We start from the raw sequence: 20,086 nt of genomic DNA, 5'->3' as shown, positions 1-20,086 counted from the left end.
ATGACTACGAATACTGCTGAGTGAAAAAAATGGGGAATAAAACAAAGAAAAACGTTACTGCCAAGGTATGAAAATTCCTTGCTGAATTAAACATTCAATATGCTCCACTACTTGATTAGCTAGTTCTTGACTGTGAACTAACAATCCTAATTCCATATTGAGCGTAAGGGCATACTCAGTTAGGTTAGCGCTGGAAATGAATAGGTGTTTAGCATCTGAGATCGCACATTTAACGTGCAAAGAACCATACCGCCCTTCATCATCCGTCAACCGCTTATTTTGTGGCCAAATGAACAATTGTGCTTTTTCTGCAATTTTTTGACCAAAGCTCATACTGGGTTTAAAAGAAATTTTACCCTCGCTTGATTCAGGAGTTTCCGCAATAATTCGTACTCTTACTCCCCGATGGATAGCAGCTACTAATGCTTTAGTAATCTCTGGAATTTTATAAACAGCAAAGCTAACGAGAATTAATTCATGCTTGGATTCACGGATAATTTGTAATAGCACTTGTTCTGTTTTGCGGAGGGGTACTCCTTCGCTTGTAGGTCCAGTCCAAACTAATTCAACAGATAGCTCATCTTGTGCAGCTACCTGACAATAGCTTGCCATTGCTAGAGCAGATGAGATGGTATTACCATTTAAATCACCAGCTTCATGACACCAAGTTTCCAGTAACTCTGCCACTACTCGGCGAAAGTTAGCATTGGGTAGTTGTTTTAGTATTGATGTTTTTAATGTTGCATTGCAGTGTTCATTTGTAGCTAATAGATTAATGATTGTTTCTAATGTTGCAGGTGGAAGTTGCTTGGCACAAGCGTAAATCTGAGCTAAAAGCAATGATGGCAAGAAACTCACACTTTTACCTCTGGAAAAAAAGCCAAATCTGCACCTAGTACAGTGGGAACTAAAACTGCACGGTCTAGATATTTATTTCCCCGTTCACAGGAGGTTTCTGGACTGAATAAACACGCATGACAAGCTGCCCAATGTAGAGAAGTTGTTCCCTTCCAAGGGGTATGTTCTGCACACAAGGGGTCAGAAGTACACAACTGCATCTGTTCTAAAGCTTGGTCAATATGATAACCCAGCTTTTTTGGCTCTCCCAGACTCACTAAGCCTCCCAAAGTTCCCTCGCTGTCAGGTGCTGCGGTGTAAATCAGTACACCTGCCATTGGACCACCTTCTTCTTGAGGACGTTTAGAGTAAATTCGTTCTTTTAAACTGGCAGCATTATAGCCACACTCTATTGCCATTTGTCGCATGAGGGCATGAGCAAAAGAGTGTAGCAGAATATAGCGAACTCCAGAAAATTTTATTTTGTCTGGGTCGAGGGAACGAATATTACACCATTTCTTATGAGCATCAAACGCTTGGCGTTCATATTCTCGCAATAGTTGACTTTTTTCCCATTGACTGAGTATTGCTTCTTGAAACTGGATAAAAATACCCTCGCCTTTTACTTCACTTGCTGGTACCCATTTAGGTTTGTTGCGGCTCAAGTCTACTTTATGTTCTGTGAGAATTTCCCCAGAGTCAAGAAAATCACCAGGAGATTGAATGCGTGTAAAACTAACTAGGGCGCGAACTTCCCGCAATCTTTCTGCTAATACGACTTGTGAAAAGTAATTTTCATAGCCAACAGGCGGTTTTACTGGTCGTAGTTGAAAATCTGGGGTATTAAGATTGGGGTCAGCTTGGGAAAAAATTTCCCATTCTGGAGTTTTTAAGTCCCTAGCGTTTTTATCATCTGAATTACTTTGTTGTTGATTTTGTTTCTCTTCAATTAGGGTCCAAATTTTTTCTAGAGGATGTTTTGATAATTCTTGTAGTAACTCTGGAAATTGACCCGTTGCCTCAAACACTTGAATGATAGTTTCTATACCATTAGCAGTGGTAGCTTTTCCTAAAACAGTCCAGTATTGATCAATAATTTGTAGTAGTTGATTAGAACTTGCAGGAATTGATAAAGCGGAAAGTGTAATGGGAAACCAACTGTTAGATGCTCCTAATAAAATGGTTTTCATTTGTTTGTCGCAGGTATCATCAAAACTGCGTAGGTGTGGATGACGAGCGCGACAGCGAGGCATATTTTTTTTACTGTTTTCGCCAAAGGCATCTGATAAAGGACGTTGATCACCACAGGCGCATTTTACAAAAATATCACTGGGAGAACCAGATACACCATATTCTTCAAATCTCAAATGACCCTTACATTCAGTATTACCTTTGTGAACAAAGTATAGCCAAGGAAAATCATCTAAATGTCCCCGTTCACAAGAAACAAGAAACCGTGATGGAATTACTGTTGGTTCTTTTTGGCTTCTTGGACAACCTACATGGACATATCGAGTTTGATCTGGTCGGTAAGGACTTTCTTTGAGCTTAAAAACACCCAATTGTAAGGGAGCAAGTAAGCGACATTTAGGACAAACCATCCATCCAGGAAAAGGGGCAACAGGAATTCCTATCCTGGCATATTCATCAAAGGGACTAGATGATGTCACATCTTCTGGAGGTATGGGAGGTGAAAGCAGTTTTTTAACCTGTGATCCTAATTCTCGACGGACAGCAGCTAGAAGGCGTGGTTCACCTAATTCGACTGCATTTTGAGTGTTCCAATCTTCCAAACCCATCACCATTACTGATAGGTTGGGTAGGTCAAGGACAGCACCGACACCGAAGGAAAATAAAATTTGGCTGGGGCGTAGTTCGCCAACTTTATATTTATACATTTTGGGAATTGGGAATTGGGGAATTGGGAGTTGGGAATTGGGAATTGGGAATTGGGAATTGGGAGGTAGAAAATTTCTTGGTTTTACTCCTCCCGTTGTGATAAAACGTCCTTTTAGGTATCCATAACTATTGCTGTATATGGGTTTGATTCAAATCAATAGGCGATAGCTGCGCTCGCCGAAGGCATCGCTTCGCTTTCTTCTTTTCGAGACGCTAACGCGCAGCTTACTTTACCGGAGGGGTACCCCGCAGGCATCGCCTAGTCTTGAGATATTAAAACCTCAAATCCAATCATAGTAGTGGTTTAAGCCATATTTTGCCGAAAACATCATCAAGAGAGCAGTAGAGCCAATTTATTTTGCTTTTCCTGCTTCCCTACTTCTTAACTTTTCGCCTCTGCTTTCATGGGTTGTGGTAAGCGATTAAAGTCATCGTCGGGTACTTGGTCTTGAAAGATTAGCCCTACGGTTGGTTCTACATTGCGTAGGGAGTTTAAACAAGTAAAGTCTTGCCAGTTACTGCGACCTGCTGACTCTAATAACTCAATAGTCAAACCATCTCGCTTTTCTCTTTGGTACTTGAGAATACCACCACCGTGTAGGCTTTTTTGGGCTTGGCTTAACCAAATATCTAGTTTAGATTCCAGTGCTTGTTTTACCATTTTCTGTGTTTCAGCATCGCCTACTAAGGCTGCGCGATCGCAAATTGCATCAATAGCAGCTATTACATAAGGATGATTCCGTTCAATTTTACCTGCTTGGTCATTACCATTAAATTCCTTACCTGCTAATCTTACTAAAGCTACAAATAATGCTGCTAAACCTCTATCAATGGCACGAGGGGCAAACGGTGTTAATGATAACGCTTCTACGTGCTGGTAAAAAGTCGCGTGGTAATGTTCAAATGTTTCGTAATGGGATAAATCTCTAGGACGCGCCCAGTTATAAACTGTTAACACTAGACCAGGATAAGTCCGGCCAACACGGCTGGTAGCTTGAATATACTCGGCAGTATTTTTTGGTTGTCCTGTAACTGCCATGATACCCAACCGTTTTACATCCACACCTACGGAAATCATGTTAGTGGCAAGTAGAACATCTAGGGGTTCAAGCTGGTCAACTCTTTCTTTGGCTTTGCGTTTGGCTTTGATTTGCGCTTCTCGTTGGGGGTCAAAGGTTGTTTCTAACCTGTCTAAAATATCGGGAATTTGTGTCGAATCCTTACGGGATGTGAGTTCTTCTAAATTAATTCGTAGTCGTTTTGCTAATCCTCGACGATCCATTTTCGCTAACCGGGCGCGAACATCATCTTCTACTAACCTTCGCATTCCCCCTAATTCTCGCATGGAGTTAAAATAACCTACTAGGGTCATCCAGGGATCAGCAAGATCGCCATGTTGTTCATAGAGAGATTGGGAAGCTGAGAGTATAGCAACATAGACGCGAATTAATACCGCTTTTAACCTGCGTCCCGTTGCACAAATTCCCAAATAACGCCTACCTGGATTAATTTCACTGGGTTGACGTTGACGGGAAAAGAAATTATCTTCTACATCTAAACCTTGGGGTGGAAAAACCTGTAAGTCTCGCAAAAACAAGTTATGTATCTGGCTTTGCGCTTGACGAATAGTAGCAGTAGAAGCCACAACTTTTGGGCGTACTTTTTTACCATCAACTTCCCAAGAGGCTAATTGATCTACAGCCGTTTCATACAGTCCCACCAAAGTACCAAGTGGTCCACTAATTAGGTGTAACTCATCTTGGATAATTAAATCAGGTGGTCGCAACTGATTAAAGGGAATCGTTTTGGCAGCCGGGAAACTAGTAGTTTTACGATGTGAATCTGTATCTTCTATATCAGAAGAACGAAAACCATGACGTTGGCAATAGCCATCTACCTGACCAAATAACATCTGTACTTCGCCTTTCCAGGGCATTTGGGCAAATTTATCAACTGTAGCAATTAGTAAGCTCGGTAAGCGGCGATATATTTCTTCATCAACTACAACAATGGGTAAACCCTCACCCTGAGATTGTTTTTCAGTAAATAAACATCGTCCTAAATCATCACCACAGTATATTAATGTCCTGCCTCTTCCTTTGGAAACAGATTCAACTTTTATATGCTTACCTGGGTTGATTTTAGAACCACACCAAGGACAATTAGTTAATTGATGAGGTGAACCGCTACCGCTTTGTTGATACTGTCCCCGTTCTTGTTTACAAAATTCCTCACTTTGGTCGGTATGATTAGGCGTAGTCCGTTGACCCACCCACAAACCGATGCGAAAAGGTTCTTTACCCCATTGAGGCTCGTTTTCTTGGCGAATAGATTCACAGGCACAAATTAGGGTAGTGGCGCGTTGGAATTGCTGTAAAGTCAATAGGCGTAGGGTGTAGCGCATGAGAACTGCAACGCCATATTCTCCAGAACGTTCCGCAATTACGCCTTGTAATCTGCGTAAACCAATAGTATAAGCTGTTAAACCTAAATATGCTTCAGTTTTACCACCACCAGTAGGAAACCAAAGTAAATCTGCAACTGCATCCTGGGGATGACTTCTATCTGGGTGATGTAAATTGGTAATGCTGGGTAAATTTAGCAAAATGAATGCTAACTGAAATGGAAACCAAGTTGGGTGAGGAATTTGGTTAAAATCTGGTGTTTTACCCTGACGTACTTGTTCTGAATAAATAGAATGGACTCTCTGTAAACACATTGCTTGATTCATAAACCGAAAAGCTTCCGCCGCTTTTTCATCAGTTTGCAGCAATGTCAAACCTTCCTGAATTCTGTTTAAAGTATGATGACATTTTTCAATAGCAGTTTTCGCCTCATCTTGATAATCTGTTAATCCCGTTGTGGGGTCAGATATACGTTGTGCTTGGGTTTGAATCCAATGGTCATACGCTGTAATTAAAGGATTAAGTTTAAAAGCAAAATCTGCGGTGGGAGTTGCAGATAATTCTTTCATATCTAAAACCAATCCTGCTAATTCTGGGATTTCGTCTACTTGAGGAGGAGAGGTTTTAGGAACTTCATACGCTGGAATTACTGAAGTTGATAATTTTACAGCCTTTTCTTTAGTTTCTAAAGCTGTTTCCGCATGAACGCTAACACCATGACCAATAGCAAATTCTACCTGTTTACGATAAAGCATGGCCATTGCTTTGTCTTCAGCATAAATTAACGGATCAAGCTTACCTTCTAATCGGGGTTTATGTCGTTTTAAAAAGATATCTAGATGTTGATAATCTGCTGATTCTACAGTTAATTCTGGTTGAAATAGCCAAGTTTCATCACGTAACTTAGCAGATTCTCTTTGTCCATTTATTAAAAATAAACTAACAATAAAATCATCGTTACTTTGTTGGCGAATTTGTCCTTGAACATAAACTTCTGGATATTCTGGATCTACTATCCAGTTATTAATTGCTCCCTCAACTAAGGGAATAGCAGGAGAATTGGCGCGGATTTGTTGCCGTTTCCACACCATTTTTTGTGTATCATCTTTTTTAGTCAGTGTTTCGCTTCTAGTGCGTTTATACTGACCCCAACCGACAGTAATTTGTAATTTTTTAGCTGTACTACTAACACAAAATGTCATCCCTAAAGACGATGGAAACATAGTTTCTGCCGGTGGTACATTGACCTCAGTGCTACCGTCTTCCGCAGTACCTTTACCAGTGATAGCTAATTCATCAAAATTTTCTGGTGTGTAAGAATCTACTTCTCGTGAATTATTATCTTCATCGTTGGGTATTTCGTCAGCAGGAGTTGATTTTTCTAGCTTTTCTCCACTTATGCGACGATGTTGGGGTGCAAGTAGTCCAACCAAATAGCGATCGCTTACACTATCCTCATCCACCTCTTCATCTTCACCACCAGCAGGACCCCGTAAATCTGCTATTATTGCTGCTTCTAATTCTTCTCGAATTTTGTAAGCTGTGGGTATCGTTGCTTCCAATATAGGTTTTATATTTTCCTCTGCTAGTGCTGGTTTTGCTTCTGCGATAACAACATTACTAGCAGGTAGAAACTGTACATCTAAAAGATTACCTTGTCCTTCTGTTTGTTTACCTTCAGATGGCACAAATTGAGTTTCTAAAAGTTTACTTTGTTCCCATATTTGAGGAGTTGATTTTGTAGCTTTCTGTTTTTTTGTTCGAGATTTTTTAGGTTTATTTTCCTGATTACTTGTATAATTGGCAATGTCATTAGCAATATGATCGCTAATTTCCCCATCTATTCCTAACCAATCAGCATCTTTTCCTAAATCAATTCCATCTAAAAGTATTTCTAATTGTGATTCTGGTGCAGAAATTACACTACTCCAATCTAATATAATTTGATGTTGACGCAGTTTTTTATTTATGTCTACTAAATCAAGTTCACCGGGAAGAATAGGAGGAAGTTTGATCATCATGGTTGGGGATTGGGATTAATTTATTTTTAGCTGGCTAAAAGCTAAAGTCGGTTTTAACTAAATATTTATTTATTTTCTATACCCCATCCATCTTGAAAACTTGAGTTTTCGCCATAGAAAAAACTATAGGTTTCAACGTAGACGGGGTTTATTTATTCTATTTATACTATTTATACTATAAATTCTGATTTTTTGTTAATCATATTCCGTTAAAACTGACTTTAGCTATGAGACGGGGAATTAATTCCCTGGTGTGTTGATGCTAATCAAAAAAATCAACATCAAAATTAATTCCCAATCCCCAATTACCTATTGCCAAGATTCCAAAATTGTGGGTCGAAGTTATCGAGGAGAGGAGAACGATTATTTGCGGGAATTATCATTAATAATGCCCGCATTGCCCTAGTCATACCTACAAATAAAGTACGGCGTTCACGGGCGAGAATTTCCGCTACTGCATCCTCTAGCGTACCTTTGGGTATTGTAGGATAGGAAGAATCCAAAAAGCCAGCGATCGCAACAATCGGAAATTCTAACCCTTTAGCAGATTTAAGAGTAATTATTTTTACACCTTTACGATTTAAATCTAAATCTTTACTCGACATAAAATTTGCCTCTAACCCCAAGTATGACAGTTGATCGGCAATCCTTTTGCCAGATATTTCTGTGGGTGTGAGAATAGCACAGGCATTGATCCCTAATCGAAATTCACGGGCAGCTTCTTTACAAAAAAGCATCAGTAGTTGATTTTCATCAGCAACACTATTAACAGCGCGAACTGCTGGTGGTGGTCCGTTGTGAATGTATTCTCTGGGTGGGAAATTGGGAATGGAGGATTGGAAATTGGTAGTTTCTTCTTTATCTAAAATACTATTTTCTAAGTATGAATGTGCAGCTTCATTGATTTCGCGGGTGGTGCGGTGGTTGGTTCGTAATACTCCTGTTCGACCGACAAATTTTAAATCTTGGTGAATATCACTCCAACGGAAATGGCTACCATATATTGATTGATTGGCATCAGCAGTAATAAACAAACGATTAGGATGACGACATAATTGAGTTAGCAATCGTAAACTATTAGGATCTAAATCTTGGGTTTCATCAATAACTACTGCATCATAAATTGGTGGTTTTTCCATTTCTTGCAGTGTTTCTAAAGCGCGAGTCCGTAATTGATGCCAAGTTTCTAATTTTTGTTCTTTTAATAGTTGATAAAAGTGTTGATGCAAATGCCAAATAGCTTGCCGTTGAGTTTTATTCAGAGAAATTGACCTACCATTTCTCGATGTGGCTTGATATTCTTCTAAAGTTTTAATTATTCTGGCTTCTATAACTGTGCAAATTTCATCTATGAGATAATCAATATTGAGGCGTTGTAAAGTTTGGGTTTGTGCCTGTTTTTGTAATAAGTTACCTTTGAGAGAATTAATAGCATTGGTTAAAGCTTGCTGCATGGTTTTTCGCAGTTGATCATTAGCAGCTAATGTGTATTGAGAATTATCACCATGACTACATAAAGAATAGGCGATCGCATCTGCTGTTTTTACCTCCACATAGCGTACATCTTCCCCCAACAAGCTAGTTAGCAATTGTTGAGAAAAGGTAATTAGGGCGTTTGTATAGGTAGTAAATAAAATCTTGGGTTCATTGACACCATTAGCTTTTAGCGTTTCCAATAAAGACCGCACTCTGTAAAGTGCAACTGTACTTTTACCTGTACCGGGGCCACCTTTTAATAATGTCGGTCCAGAAGCGTTAATTGCCCAATTAACATACTTTTCTTGTTCTGGGTTAAGTTTGAGGAGAAACCCTAATAATGAACCTTCCGTGAATTTTAATAAATCATCAGTGTTATCTGTGCGATAACTCGGTTGACTGATAACTAAATCAAAATTGCGAGAGTAGATACAATCAAATAAGCGATCGCGCAAATTCTCAGGAATATCCACCGTAGTCAAATCATCCAAGGTTTGACAATTGTTTAAATTCTCCCAAAATTCCTTGGCTACTAACAACTTTTGCAGCAAATCCTCTGTTAATTTTACTGGTAGTAAATTTTGCGTTTGTTTAGCAGCAGATGAAGCTTTACCATTAACAGGAGTATGACTAGGTTTGATTGTTAGCAGTGATTCCATATCCGGTAGTGTGTTAACATCAAACTCCGTTATTTCCGCAACTAATTTATCACCTTTATATACATCTTTACGAGCATCTACACCCAATAACGCCACCCAGCCATCATCATAAGTATAAATAATCCGATAATCTCCAGACCGCAACCGATAAATATTACCCTGATAACCATGTAGTTTTTTCTTCAAATTCCCGTGAGGTTTGGGATCATCACCTAAGACTTGGATTTTCTCCAGTATTTGCATGACATACTCTTTAGGAATAACCAAGAGTTGGTTTGTAAATGTGGGTTTATGGATAATCTCAAATTTCATACTTGATGGGAATTGGGAATTGGTGTTATTAGGTATTTTTAAGAGTCCAAAATTATGGAATTAGTATATTTTTTAACATAATCAAATTATACTCCATATTAGTGAAGTATTAGTAATAGTATAACTTATAACAAAAAATCAAGATTGATTACAACATTAATTACAACAAACACCTGTTATTTTTTTATAGTCCGTTTTAACGGACTTTTGCTATAAGACGGGGAATTGATTCCCCGACGGGTTGTTATTGGTAAATTGAGAATTGGGTAATAATGATTTTATTTTGTCTGATTATTGAATATTGGAATAATTGAATAACTATCTTCAGAAGATTAAAACATATTTTTTACATCTTGATAAATTACCCATCTCACAAATTAGAAACACCACACATAAAATATCAAAATCACATCCTGTAAATCCTGATATGGCTAACGCCACGCTACGCTATCAGACAATTAATAAATTACCAAACACCACACAGAAAATATCGAAATCACATCCTGTAAATCCTTAAATCATGGAAATCCTGATTCTGACAAATAACAAATTAAGTTATAATTGAAAATACTATATAAATTCTGTTCAAGCTGTGAGTTTTGACAACGTTTGTAAGCTATTAGCTGAAAAATATCCTCTTGATTTTGCCCGGTGGTTACTACCAGAAGAACCACAAAGCGTCAAAGTTTTAAAAACCGAATTGAGTATTGAACCAATTCGTGCTGATTTTGTCACGTTTCTGAAAAGTGAAAACCAAATTTTACACATCGAATTTCAGACACTATCAACTTCTCGAAAACCCATTCCTTTGCGAGTCATAGATTATTATATCCGGTTAAAAAGACTCTACCCCGAATGTACCATTATCCAATTTGTGATTTTTCTCCAGGAAACAGAAGATAAAAATGCTTTTATCAATGTTTACCAAGATGTAAATACTACCCACTATTATCAAGTAATTAGAATGTGGGAACAAGACCCTGTTTTATTTCTTAATAATCCCGCACTTTTACCATTAGCACCATTAACTCGCACAAATGCACCTCAAGATTTATTATCGCAGGTTGCTGAAAGTGTTGCTAAAATTGAGGAAATAGAAATCAAGCGGGATATTGTAGCCTGTACTGAGATTTTAGCAGGTTTACGGTTTGAGAAAAAGCTGATTAGTCAATTACTTAGGGAGGACATTATGCGAGAATCAGTAATTTATCAAGATATTTTGCAAAAAGGCGAAGAAAAGGGTAGAAAGGAAGGTGAGAAACGGGGTGAACAACAAGGTGAACAACGGACAATTATCCGTCAACTTACTCGCAAGTTTGGAGAATTAGATTCATCATTGGTTGATAAAATTAAAACTCTGAATGTTGAAAAGTTGGATAATTTAGCAGATGCTTTATTAGACTTTTCTAATATCAATGATTTGGTAACTTGGTTAAACCAAAATTAGTTAGGGAATGGGGGATTGGGTAATAATAATTTTATTTTGTCTGTCTGAATCAGGATATCCAGGATTTACAGGATGTAGTTTGATGTTTGCTTGTGTAGTGTTTTTGATTTTTTTGTCTGAATCAGGATGTCCAGGATTTAAGGATTTACAGGATGTAGTTTGATGTTTGGTTGTGTAGTGTTTTTGATTTTTTTGTCTGAATCAGGATATCCAGGATTTAAGGATGTACAGGATGTTATTGGTAATTTGTTTGTGAATATTTGAGATTATAATAAAATTAAGTTACCCTAGTAGTCAATCAATAATAGCAGATAAATTATCAAATCATTTATTCATTATATATCATCCTCAAATCTGTATTTCTCATAGAGAATAAAACACTTACATCTTGAAAATCCTATAATCCTGGAAATCCTGATTCAGACAATTAACAATTACCAAACACCACACAGAAAATTTATCAACAACATCCTGTAAATCCTATAATCCTGGATATCCTGATATGGCTAACGCCACGCTACGCTATCAGACAATTTCCCCATTCCCTAAAACATCTCAATCTGTTTAACATCATTATTCACTTCCTCCTGTACCTTCTTCTTCCCCCCACCTTTCGCTTTTTTCTTCCCTTTATCATGCAAACCTTCGGCGACTTCCTCCGCGTATCTTTGATGATTTAATTCTAATAATTTATCTAATATTTCTCGTCTCGCATTTTCGCAAATGGTGAAACGGATTCCTTGTTTTGTATCATGAAAATCATGATCTAATTCTATATCTTCCCAACCATAAGCAGCAGCTACCGCGTTATCCATTTCTATGTGTAATGTGCGTAATTGTTCTATGTCTGGGTTGGTTTCGTCGGGGTTGTGAAAACGGTTATAGGTTTTGGTTAATCCCTCTTGACGGGTTAACATGATATTTTGGCGGTGAGTGTAATATTTTTCGCCTATTTGTTCTAGGTTTGCGGTTGATGTGGGGAAGGGGAATGTTTCAAAACAGTCTGAGGGAGTATATACAGGGCGTGTTTCCAAACTAGAACCGTATTTTAACACCCATTCTATATGTATAGTTGAAGATAATTTTGCAAAATCTATATAGTTATCATTAGAAAAAACTACAAGTTTATGAGAATAAACCATACTATTGCTAACAAAAGCAAAACTGTGATATTTACTTGTTTGGCTAACAACTAAAACTCTTTTTATTTTTGCGATCGCACTATAAAGTGCTAGACCTCTTCTTCCATAAAGCCACCAATATTTTGCATAACCTTTTGCTGAAGAATCTGATTTTAAGCCTAATTTATCTCTTTCCGGTTTTACTTTTTCCTCTATAATTGCTAAACAATCAGGATAATCACTTGCATAAGGTTTACCTTTAGGATTTTTAGGATCATCATGTTCAGCATCCAAAGGCCAATCTTTAAAATTAATAACCCAACGACTAGGAGACTGATCAGGATTTGTATTCAAATCTTCACCATTCAAATAAGGAAATAATACATCTTTATTTTTAGCATCTTTTTCAATTAATGCTTCCGCTTCCTCTGGAGACATAGTAAAACCTAATCCCAGTACATTTGACCCTTGAAAAGATTTATCTCGATTTGCTGCTAACTGATAAGGATTACCAGATGTTTTACCAGGATTTGTTAAAAATGCTGTAATTCCATTAACAGGTTTTTCATCTAAAATAAAATCACCATTCCAATTACCTTTTCTCAACCAAACATAAGCCACTTCTAAACTTGCAATACCCGGCCAAGTTCTACTAGGTACAGCCCGATAAATGATACAATCTTCTATTAACTGGTCTAAACTTACTTCCCTTGTATCACCTTGAGAAATCGTATTAGTAGCAATTAACCCAAACCCACCATTTTCATTTAATAAATGTTTAGCTTTTAAGAAAAAGTAAGCACAAAAATCAGCATTACCTTTTTTATCTTTTGCAAGCCATTTAACTATAAAATCTCGATATTCTGTACCCAAACTACCAGTAATTTTCTTACCACCCATAAACGGCGGATTTCCCACAATTGCATCAAAACCTTTGAGGGAATGGGGAACACTTCGACTTACTTCGACTTCGCTCAGTACACGTCGTTCAGTACCAGTTGGTAATGAAGAATTGGTAGATTTTGATTTTGACGACTTTGATTTTTGAGAACTCGAAGAATTAGCAACCAACGATAAAGAACTATCAATAAAAACTTCAGGAAATTCTAACTCCCAATGAAACGGACGCAACTTATCAAAATCAGGTAAAGCCTTACCCATACCATCAGGAATATCCGCACCCTCCCGAAACGAATTTAATAAAGTTTTTCTTAAACCTTCCCTTTCCTTCTCATTCCAATTATTCAAATAACTCCCCACCAATAAATTACAACCTTGACGTAAATCAAAACTAATTGCTTCAGCCTTTGTCAATAAAAACGCCTTGCGATTTTGGTCTTCTGGAGTCAACACAGGTAAAGCCGCAATTTCTCGCCGTAATTCCACCACCTTATCAATTTCTCGGCGAATTTCCTCTGCAAATAATTCCGGTGTTCCAGTAATATCTAAATTCCAATAACGCAACTGTTCTAAACTCACACCAATTAACGAATCACCACATTTAAAAGCATGATCTAAAAACGTAAACGGACGGTTTTTTTGCAACGTTATCAACCATAAAGATAACTTCGCCATTTCCACCGCCAACGGATTTTTATCCACCCCATACAAACACCTATCCGCAATAATCCGCCGCGCCACCGTCAAGCGTTCATCAGCCTCCTTGGGAATTACGCACTCCTGCGGTACAGATTTTGACAGCGTACCCTCCGGCGCTACCACCACCTTACCAGGATTGGCCTTTTCCGCATTTTCCCAGGCTTCCACCAACCTTTCCGCCAAATAGCGACAAGTCTGCACCAAAAACGCCCCCGAACCCATAGCCATATCGCATATTTTCAACTGTAATAACTCAGCCGCAGATTTAAGTTGCCATTCCTGCTGCGGTTTCCCCTCCGCTACACCCTCATATACCAAAGGTTCTAAAGTATATTTAACAATTTCCTCAGTTAAATTCCGGGGTGTGTAGTGAGTTCCCGTTTCCCTTCTATCAGTCCCCTGAGTCACATACATACTACCAGCCGGAATCACCACCGGATAACCCAAAGTATCCAACCGCACCAACCCTGCCAAAGGACGCACCTGGTTAAACAAATCCAGATCATTATTACAAGCAGTTAATAAACGTTGTTCCTCATAGCTAGTTAATTCCACCTGGAAAGCCTTTTTTAAAGCCGTCTCTGACCTGCCAGTAGCTTTTTTGAGAAATTTAATCAAATCAGGATTATCTTCTAGTATAGCCTTTGTAATAGGCATCTTCCCATCTTGTGGACTGGGCATACTTCGACTACTCTCAGTACAAGTCTGGACTGTCTCTGTATCATTATTAAACTTACCCGTCTCCCTATCCCCATTTTGACTTAATTCTTCCCCATCCTCAACTTGCACTGAGGGAAGCCATAGTGTTTCCAATTCCCCTAACTCAATTTCCGGTTCTTGATACTTAGTCCCCACCAGTCCCAACACCGGCGCAGTTGCCCTAACTGCCGTATGGTCAAGTAACCCTTCATACACATGACCAATTTGTTCAATATCCAAAGCCCGGAAAGATAACCTGCGTGGTTCTACAGTTCCCGCGACTTTAATTTGTAATATCTGCAACGCTTCCAACAAATGCAAGACAATCCGGTTATTTACGGGAATAGGTGCGGCTGAACTTGTTTCCCAGCTTGTCCCCTCCGTCCTTCCTTCCAAAAACGGAAACCTATCGGGGTCAAATAAACTCCCACCATAAGCCGGTAACTTTAAACTATCATGATCTACACCAGCATAAACCGCCCGAAAAGTTGCCAACAACCGACACCAAGCATCATAACGCCGTTCTAAAATTTCCTCCCCTTCCTTATCTGCTTTTTGCTGTAACTGTTCCCGAATCGTCGAAACGGCATAATACAGATCATAAATCGGGTCGCCCAACAATAGCAAACCCCGTTCCTCTGCGGAAAACAGGAATACCAACCGCATCATAATAGTTAACGCCGCTTGATAAAGTTGAGTTTCGGAAATTCCTGTTAATAAAGTCCGATTTCTATCTTGGTCTATGCGGTCTAAAGCCTGTACCAACACCTCCACAGCCTTACGGACTTGATACCCCAGTTGGTCTGTAACTTCCTGTTGGTCTGTGAGACTATCAGCTAAAAGTTGTTCTAAAATTTGCGAATTATCAACACTAAAAAAGCGGTAAGCACTCAACAAACTTTTAAAAGCCCGCAAAGTGATATGTTCTTCTAACCACAGGCTACTGTACCAAGAAATATAACCAGCAGTTTCTCCCCTGGGTGCATTAACTAACATCCAATGTTCGCCATTTGTCACCAACCCCAACCGCACATTACAAGCGTGCAGTAACTCCATCATGCGAGTTGCAGGACTAGCTTTCCAACGCTTATCAGCTAAGGGTTTTTCTAGACTTTGGTTTGCGGGGACTATCTGCACCAATAACCGGACTTTCCCCTCACCTCCTTTTCCCCCCAGAGGTGCAGGTTCAACTACCACCCAGTCAGGACGTAAAGTTTCACCATGTTGGGCAATATTAGCATAAAGACCTGTGGGGATACTTTGCCCTTTTAATAGCACTTCATCAGGTAATTCTAAAGTCTGTTGTAAAACAAAATTCACCCAAGCGCGATGAATTGCTACCTCTGGTTTCACACCATTTTGATTATCTTGCCATTCTTGATAAGCTAACCGTAACATTTTTAAATGTTCTGGATCATGGGCATCCAAACCAGTAGGAAAAGCCTTTAAAAGTACGGGTAAACTCAGGAAGGGACCAGAAGCTTCAACTAAAGATAACCATTCAGCATGATGACGGGCGGTAGACATAATTGGGGAATTGGGAATTGGGCTTTATGATAAATTAGAAAATAAAAGTTAGGTAACACAAAATGACTATTAATGTTAGTGTACCCCAAGTAACTATACAATTGAAAGAATTACTGGATCAAGTTAGACAAGGTGAAGAGGTAATTAAGTACCTGAGCAAAATTAATTAAACATTTTGAAAATACCTAAACCAATAAATTAGGTAGGGGCAAACCCCCTGTGGTTGCCCCATAAATAGGGGTAGGCACGGGGGCGCTACCCCTACCCCTACATCAAATCTAAATCTTTTATATAATTATCAAAATAGCCAGTAATTGATAATTGTCAGAATCAGGATTTCCAGGATTATAGGATGTACAGGATTGTTGTTGATAATTTTTCTGTGTGGTATTTGATATTATCAAATACAGTTATTCTCATGGTTAACTAATATTAGTTAAATTATCAAATCATTTATTCATTATATGTCATCATCCCATCTGTATGTTTCATAGACAATAAAACACTTACATCCTGTAAATCCTGTTCGCGCAGCGTGGCGTATGACTCCTACGTCAGGGGAAACGCAAGCTAGAGCCATTTCTGACAACCACCCAGATCCCCGACTTCTAACATTAATTAATTAATTATTATTTATTTACAACATTTAAAAAGAAGTCGGGGATCTTATTTTCCCTATTTCACTAACTTTTGCGGAACTAAATAAATAACCGCTAACGGAAATAGTCTAGGTGTAGGATTTGTAAACCGCGCTTTCACTGCTGCAACCTCCCTTTCAACTTCTGCGGGAATTTGTGCCAATCTCACCTTTAAACTATTAACATTACGCTCAAACTGTTCTTTTTCTGCTGTATTAAACAATTCCAATTGCTTAATCTCCGGTTCATTTAATTCTTGTTCAATACTGCGTTGCAATTCCGTTAAAATAGCAGTAATATCCGCCGCTTCTTTTTCCGCCCAATTGCTTAAATCTCGCTGCAAACTCTTAGCCCTGTCTTGCATTCGCACTTGCAAAGATTGCATTAATAAATCTGCATGACTATCCCATAAATTTTCTAAAGTCTTTCTTATCTTTTCCGGTGCTAAATCTGGTAAAACTGCCGATAAAGCTGCTTGAATTTGCATTACACCCATGCGGTTAAATTTACCTTCCTTTAATAAACCTCCCGCCGTAATTACTTCTTCATGTAATCGCTGTTGGTCACTTCCTAATATTACCAATCTCCCATAAGCAATTACCGCAGGTGTCTCTAAAACTGAATTAGGAACTAATCGCGCCGTCACTCGATTTAATGATTTTTTTCCCTCTTTTGACCACACTTCCGCCCTTAACAAACGTAAACACATTTGTACCAACCGATGATTCAAATGCGCCAATACTACATCATCTCGACCGTGGGATAATTCAGGGTCAAAAACAATAGGACGAATTACTTTTGTATGGGGATGTGCTAACCCTTCACTACAAGCTGCCCAACTACTTTTCAAAGGTGGTAAATAAAAAGCTTTCCCGGTTACTTCTGCTAAATTAGCCTCAATTAACGCTGGTTGTTCTGCTAATTCCAACCCAATCTTTACCACTGCTTCAATATTATTTGGTGTTAGTCGTAAATGTTGACGAGTTTCATTTAATTGTTCTCGTAATTTTTCAATTTGTTCCCGGACTTGACGCTCAAATTTTAACATCCGGCGGACAGGTTCTGATTCCTTTTCTGCTACTGTTGTATCTAAAATAGTCCGTTTTCCCATCATTGCTTCTTCTACTTGGGCAGCAATAACTGGGCCAACTTTTCCCAAATCTTCCCGAATATTATTAACCTTTAAAGCCGCCCGCATGAGAAATTCTAAATCCCCTTCTAGTTCTCCCGGTTTAATTCCTTGGGTGCTATTTTGCTGATAATCTTTACCGACAAAGTGATAAATTAATACTTCTGAAGCCTTTTGTCCATGTCTATCTATCCGCCCATTTCTTTGTTCCATGCGGTTAGGATTCCAAGGTATTTCATAATGAATTAACCGCGAACAAAAGTTTTGTAAATCTAAACCTTCACTGGCTGCATCCGTAGCTAATAAAATTCGCACTGGGGAAATATCAGGATGAGCTTGAAATGCCGCTTTTACCTGTTCTCTGTCGTCTGATTTCATCCCCCCATATAGAGTCATTAACCGTTCTTCCTGGACTAATCCTTGTGCCGCTAATAGGTTATATAACCATTTTTGTGTGGCTCGATATTCTGTGAAAATAATTACTCTTTCATTAGACCATTTTCCATCTGGTTTAATATAAGTATGAATCCAGTTGAGGAGTTCTTTGGCTTTAGCATCAGCTAATCTCGCTGCTGTTTCTGCCCATTGCAACATTTGGGTTAATAAACTTTGTTCTTCAGGATTTAATTCTCTAAATAACCGAGTTGTATTAGTAATTGCTTCATCTGTAGATTCTTCATAAACATCATCATCAGCAAAATCTTCTTCAATTTCTTGTAACTGTCGCCGCAAAATTCCTTCACTGGGTCGAGATAAACTAGATGCTGTGCGACGACGGGCAGTAGTTAATGATTGTTGGTGTTGTTCTAAGGTACTAGCAAAAGCTGCTGGTGAAGAAAATAGGCGTTTTTTTAAGAGTTTTAAAACAAATTCAGTGGCATATTTTTCTGTATTATCTGCAACGCCCTTGCAGCGTAATTCTGTATATCTTTTTAAGGCAGCGTGGGCTTGACGTTCTGCGGCTGGATAATCTACAGAAATGGCTGCTAATTGGCGTTTAGGAAATAGTGGTGAACCGTCCCAATTTTGCATTTCCTGTTTTAACCTGCGTACCATCACCACCTGTAATTGTTTCCTGTCTGGTGTTACCCCCCGTGCAAACCGTTGAGAATCAAGCAATTCTAACAAAGCGGTGAAACTTTCGGGGTAGCCGTTATGGGGTGTGGCAGTCAAAAATAACTTATGTTCAAAGTGGGGAACTAATAGCCTAATTGCACCAGTTCGCATAGAATCTACTGCATATTTGCCCCCACCAGAGGGGGCAACGTTATGGGCTTCATCAACGATTAATAAATCAAACCTGCGGGGGTAGAGAGATTCCCCTTCACCTGGTAATATTTCTCTGAGGAGACGTAAAGGGCGATCGCGTTTCAAAAAATCTATGGAAGTAATTAACCGGGGAAAATGTTGCCAAGGGTTCACATGAATACCCCGTTTCCTTCGCAGTTCTTTCATTAATGCACTGTCAACAATCCGAAAATCCAAACCAAATTTATCCCGCATCTGTTCTTGCCATTGCACTTGTAGCGAAGATGGACAAACTATGACAATCCGATGGCAACGATGACGGATAATTAATTCTTGGGCTACTAAACCAGCTTCTATGGTTTTACCTAAACCCACATCATCAGCAATTAATAAGTTAACACGGGGCATTTGAATTGCCCGTACTACCGGATCTAATTGATAATCTTCAATATCTATACCACTGCGAAAAGGTGATTGTACAGTGCGAATATCAGCCGTGGAAGCTGCACCCCATCGTACTGCATCGAGAAAAGCATCTAACCGTTCTGGTGAGTCAAAACCTTTGGGTTGGGGTAACTCCATTTTTTCATAAATATGCGCTCCAACTTCCAATTCCCATATAACCTGTAGTTCTTCTCCCAAACCATCATCTTCTACAGAAGAGAGTTTGACCAAATGCTGGGTTTTTGTCACTCCACCCAACACGGGGTTAGTGGGTAAGCTGGTATGATGAACATCACTGACAACATATTGACGCGATCGCACATTCACCAGTTGACCTTGTTCGGGAATAGCTCTAACTACGGTCATAAGTAATTCAAGATAAAATGAGTCTGGTGTTTAGCCTGTTGGTAATTTAGCATTTAAATACACATCATATGAAGTAAATGAGTGTAAATAATATTGTATGGCATCCATACTTAATTGGTCTATTAACCAATACTGTAGCCAAAAAAAGAGCCTTGACCATTCTTGGCAAAACGGGCAAAAATAAGCATACATAAGCGTTTCTATAAAAAGATGGTTTGGAATCTGAAACCCTTATCCTGCTTTCAATACATTAAAAAAA

7 protein-coding genes are annotated in these 20,086 nt (G+C 38.8%); 1 reads left to right on the top strand and 6 read right to left on the bottom strand.

Annotated features, from left to right (window positions below; genetic code table 11):
- Window positions 1–54 precede the first annotated feature (54 nt).
- The 4 genes from drmC to VB713_RS09365 form a co-directional block, all read right to left on the bottom strand.
- Complete coding sequence (drmC, locus tag VB713_RS09380; RefSeq protein WP_323311293.1) at window positions 55–858, bottom strand: DISARM system phospholipase D-like protein DrmC; 804 nt, start codon at window positions 856–858, stop codon at window positions 55–57.
- Window positions 855–2,735 carry a DUF1998 domain-containing protein gene (locus tag VB713_RS09375; protein WP_323311292.1) on the bottom strand — a complete coding sequence of 627 codons (1,881 nt, stop codon included), beginning with the start codon at window positions 2,733–2,735 and terminating at the stop codon, window positions 855–857. The genes drmC and VB713_RS09375 overlap by 4 nt, the downstream gene beginning before the upstream one ends.
- 383 nt (window positions 2,736–3,118) lie before the next feature.
- The gene (gene drmA, locus VB713_RS09370; protein WP_323311291.1) at window positions 3,119–7,162 is read right to left on the bottom strand and encodes a DISARM system helicase DrmA; all 4,044 of its coding nucleotides are present in this window, start codon (window positions 7,160–7,162) and stop codon (window positions 3,119–3,121) included.
- A 305-nt stretch (window positions 7,163–7,467) separates the two neighbouring features.
- Window positions 7,468–9,609: a UvrD-helicase domain-containing protein gene (locus VB713_RS09365; protein ID WP_323311290.1), complete on the bottom strand. Its 2,142-nt coding sequence runs from the start codon at window positions 9,607–9,609 to the stop codon at window positions 7,468–7,470.
- Between the two features lie 592 nt (window positions 9,610–10,201).
- Here VB713_RS09365 and VB713_RS09360 point away from each other — a divergent pair.
- The gene (locus tag VB713_RS09360) at window positions 10,202–11,056 is read left to right on the top strand and encodes an Rpn family recombination-promoting nuclease/putative transposase (protein WP_323311289.1); all 855 of its coding nucleotides are present in this window, start codon (window positions 10,202–10,204) and stop codon (window positions 11,054–11,056) included.
- Window positions 11,057–11,601: 545 nt separating this feature from the next.
- Here VB713_RS09360 and VB713_RS09355 read toward each other — a convergent pair.
- Window positions 11,602–16,002, bottom strand: a complete 4,401-nt coding sequence (locus tag VB713_RS09355) for an Eco57I restriction-modification methylase domain-containing protein (RefSeq protein ID WP_323311288.1) — start codon at window positions 16,000–16,002, stop codon at window positions 11,602–11,604.
- Window positions 16,003–16,677: 675 nt separating this feature from the next.
- Window positions 16,678–19,827, bottom strand: a complete 3,150-nt coding sequence (gene drmD, locus VB713_RS09350; RefSeq protein ID WP_323311287.1) for a DISARM system SNF2-like helicase DrmD — start codon at window positions 19,825–19,827, stop codon at window positions 16,678–16,680.
- Window positions 19,828–20,086 lie beyond the last annotated feature (259 nt).

Origin of the sequence: Anabaena cylindrica UHCC 0172 (assembly GCF_034931625.1) — a bacterium.
Lineage (GTDB): Bacteria > Cyanobacteriota > Cyanobacteriia > Cyanobacteriales > Nostocaceae > Anabaena > Anabaena cylindrica_A.
The sequence above is the reverse complement of the archived record's forward strand: the minus strand, read 5'-3'. Positions and strand labels throughout refer to the sequence as shown.

Excerpts from the sequence above, each read along its gene's own strand:
- VB713_RS09375 (WP_323311292.1), bottom strand. The coding sequence starts at position 2,735 with ATGTATAAATATAAAGTTGGCGAACTACGCCCCAGCCAAATTTTATTT.
- drmA (WP_323311291.1), bottom strand. The coding sequence starts at position 7,162 with ATGATGATCAAACTTCCTCCTATTCTTCCCGGTGAACTTGATTTAGTA.
- VB713_RS09365 (WP_323311290.1), bottom strand. The coding sequence starts at position 9,609 with ATGAAATTTGAGATTATCCATAAACCCACATTTACAAACCAACTCTTG.
- VB713_RS09355 (WP_323311288.1), bottom strand. The coding sequence starts at position 16,002 with ATGTCTACCGCCCGTCATCATGCTGAATGGTTATCTTTAGTTGAAGCT.
- drmD (WP_323311287.1), bottom strand. The coding sequence starts at position 19,827 with ATGACCGTAGTTAGAGCTATTCCCGAACAAGGTCAACTGGTGAATGTG.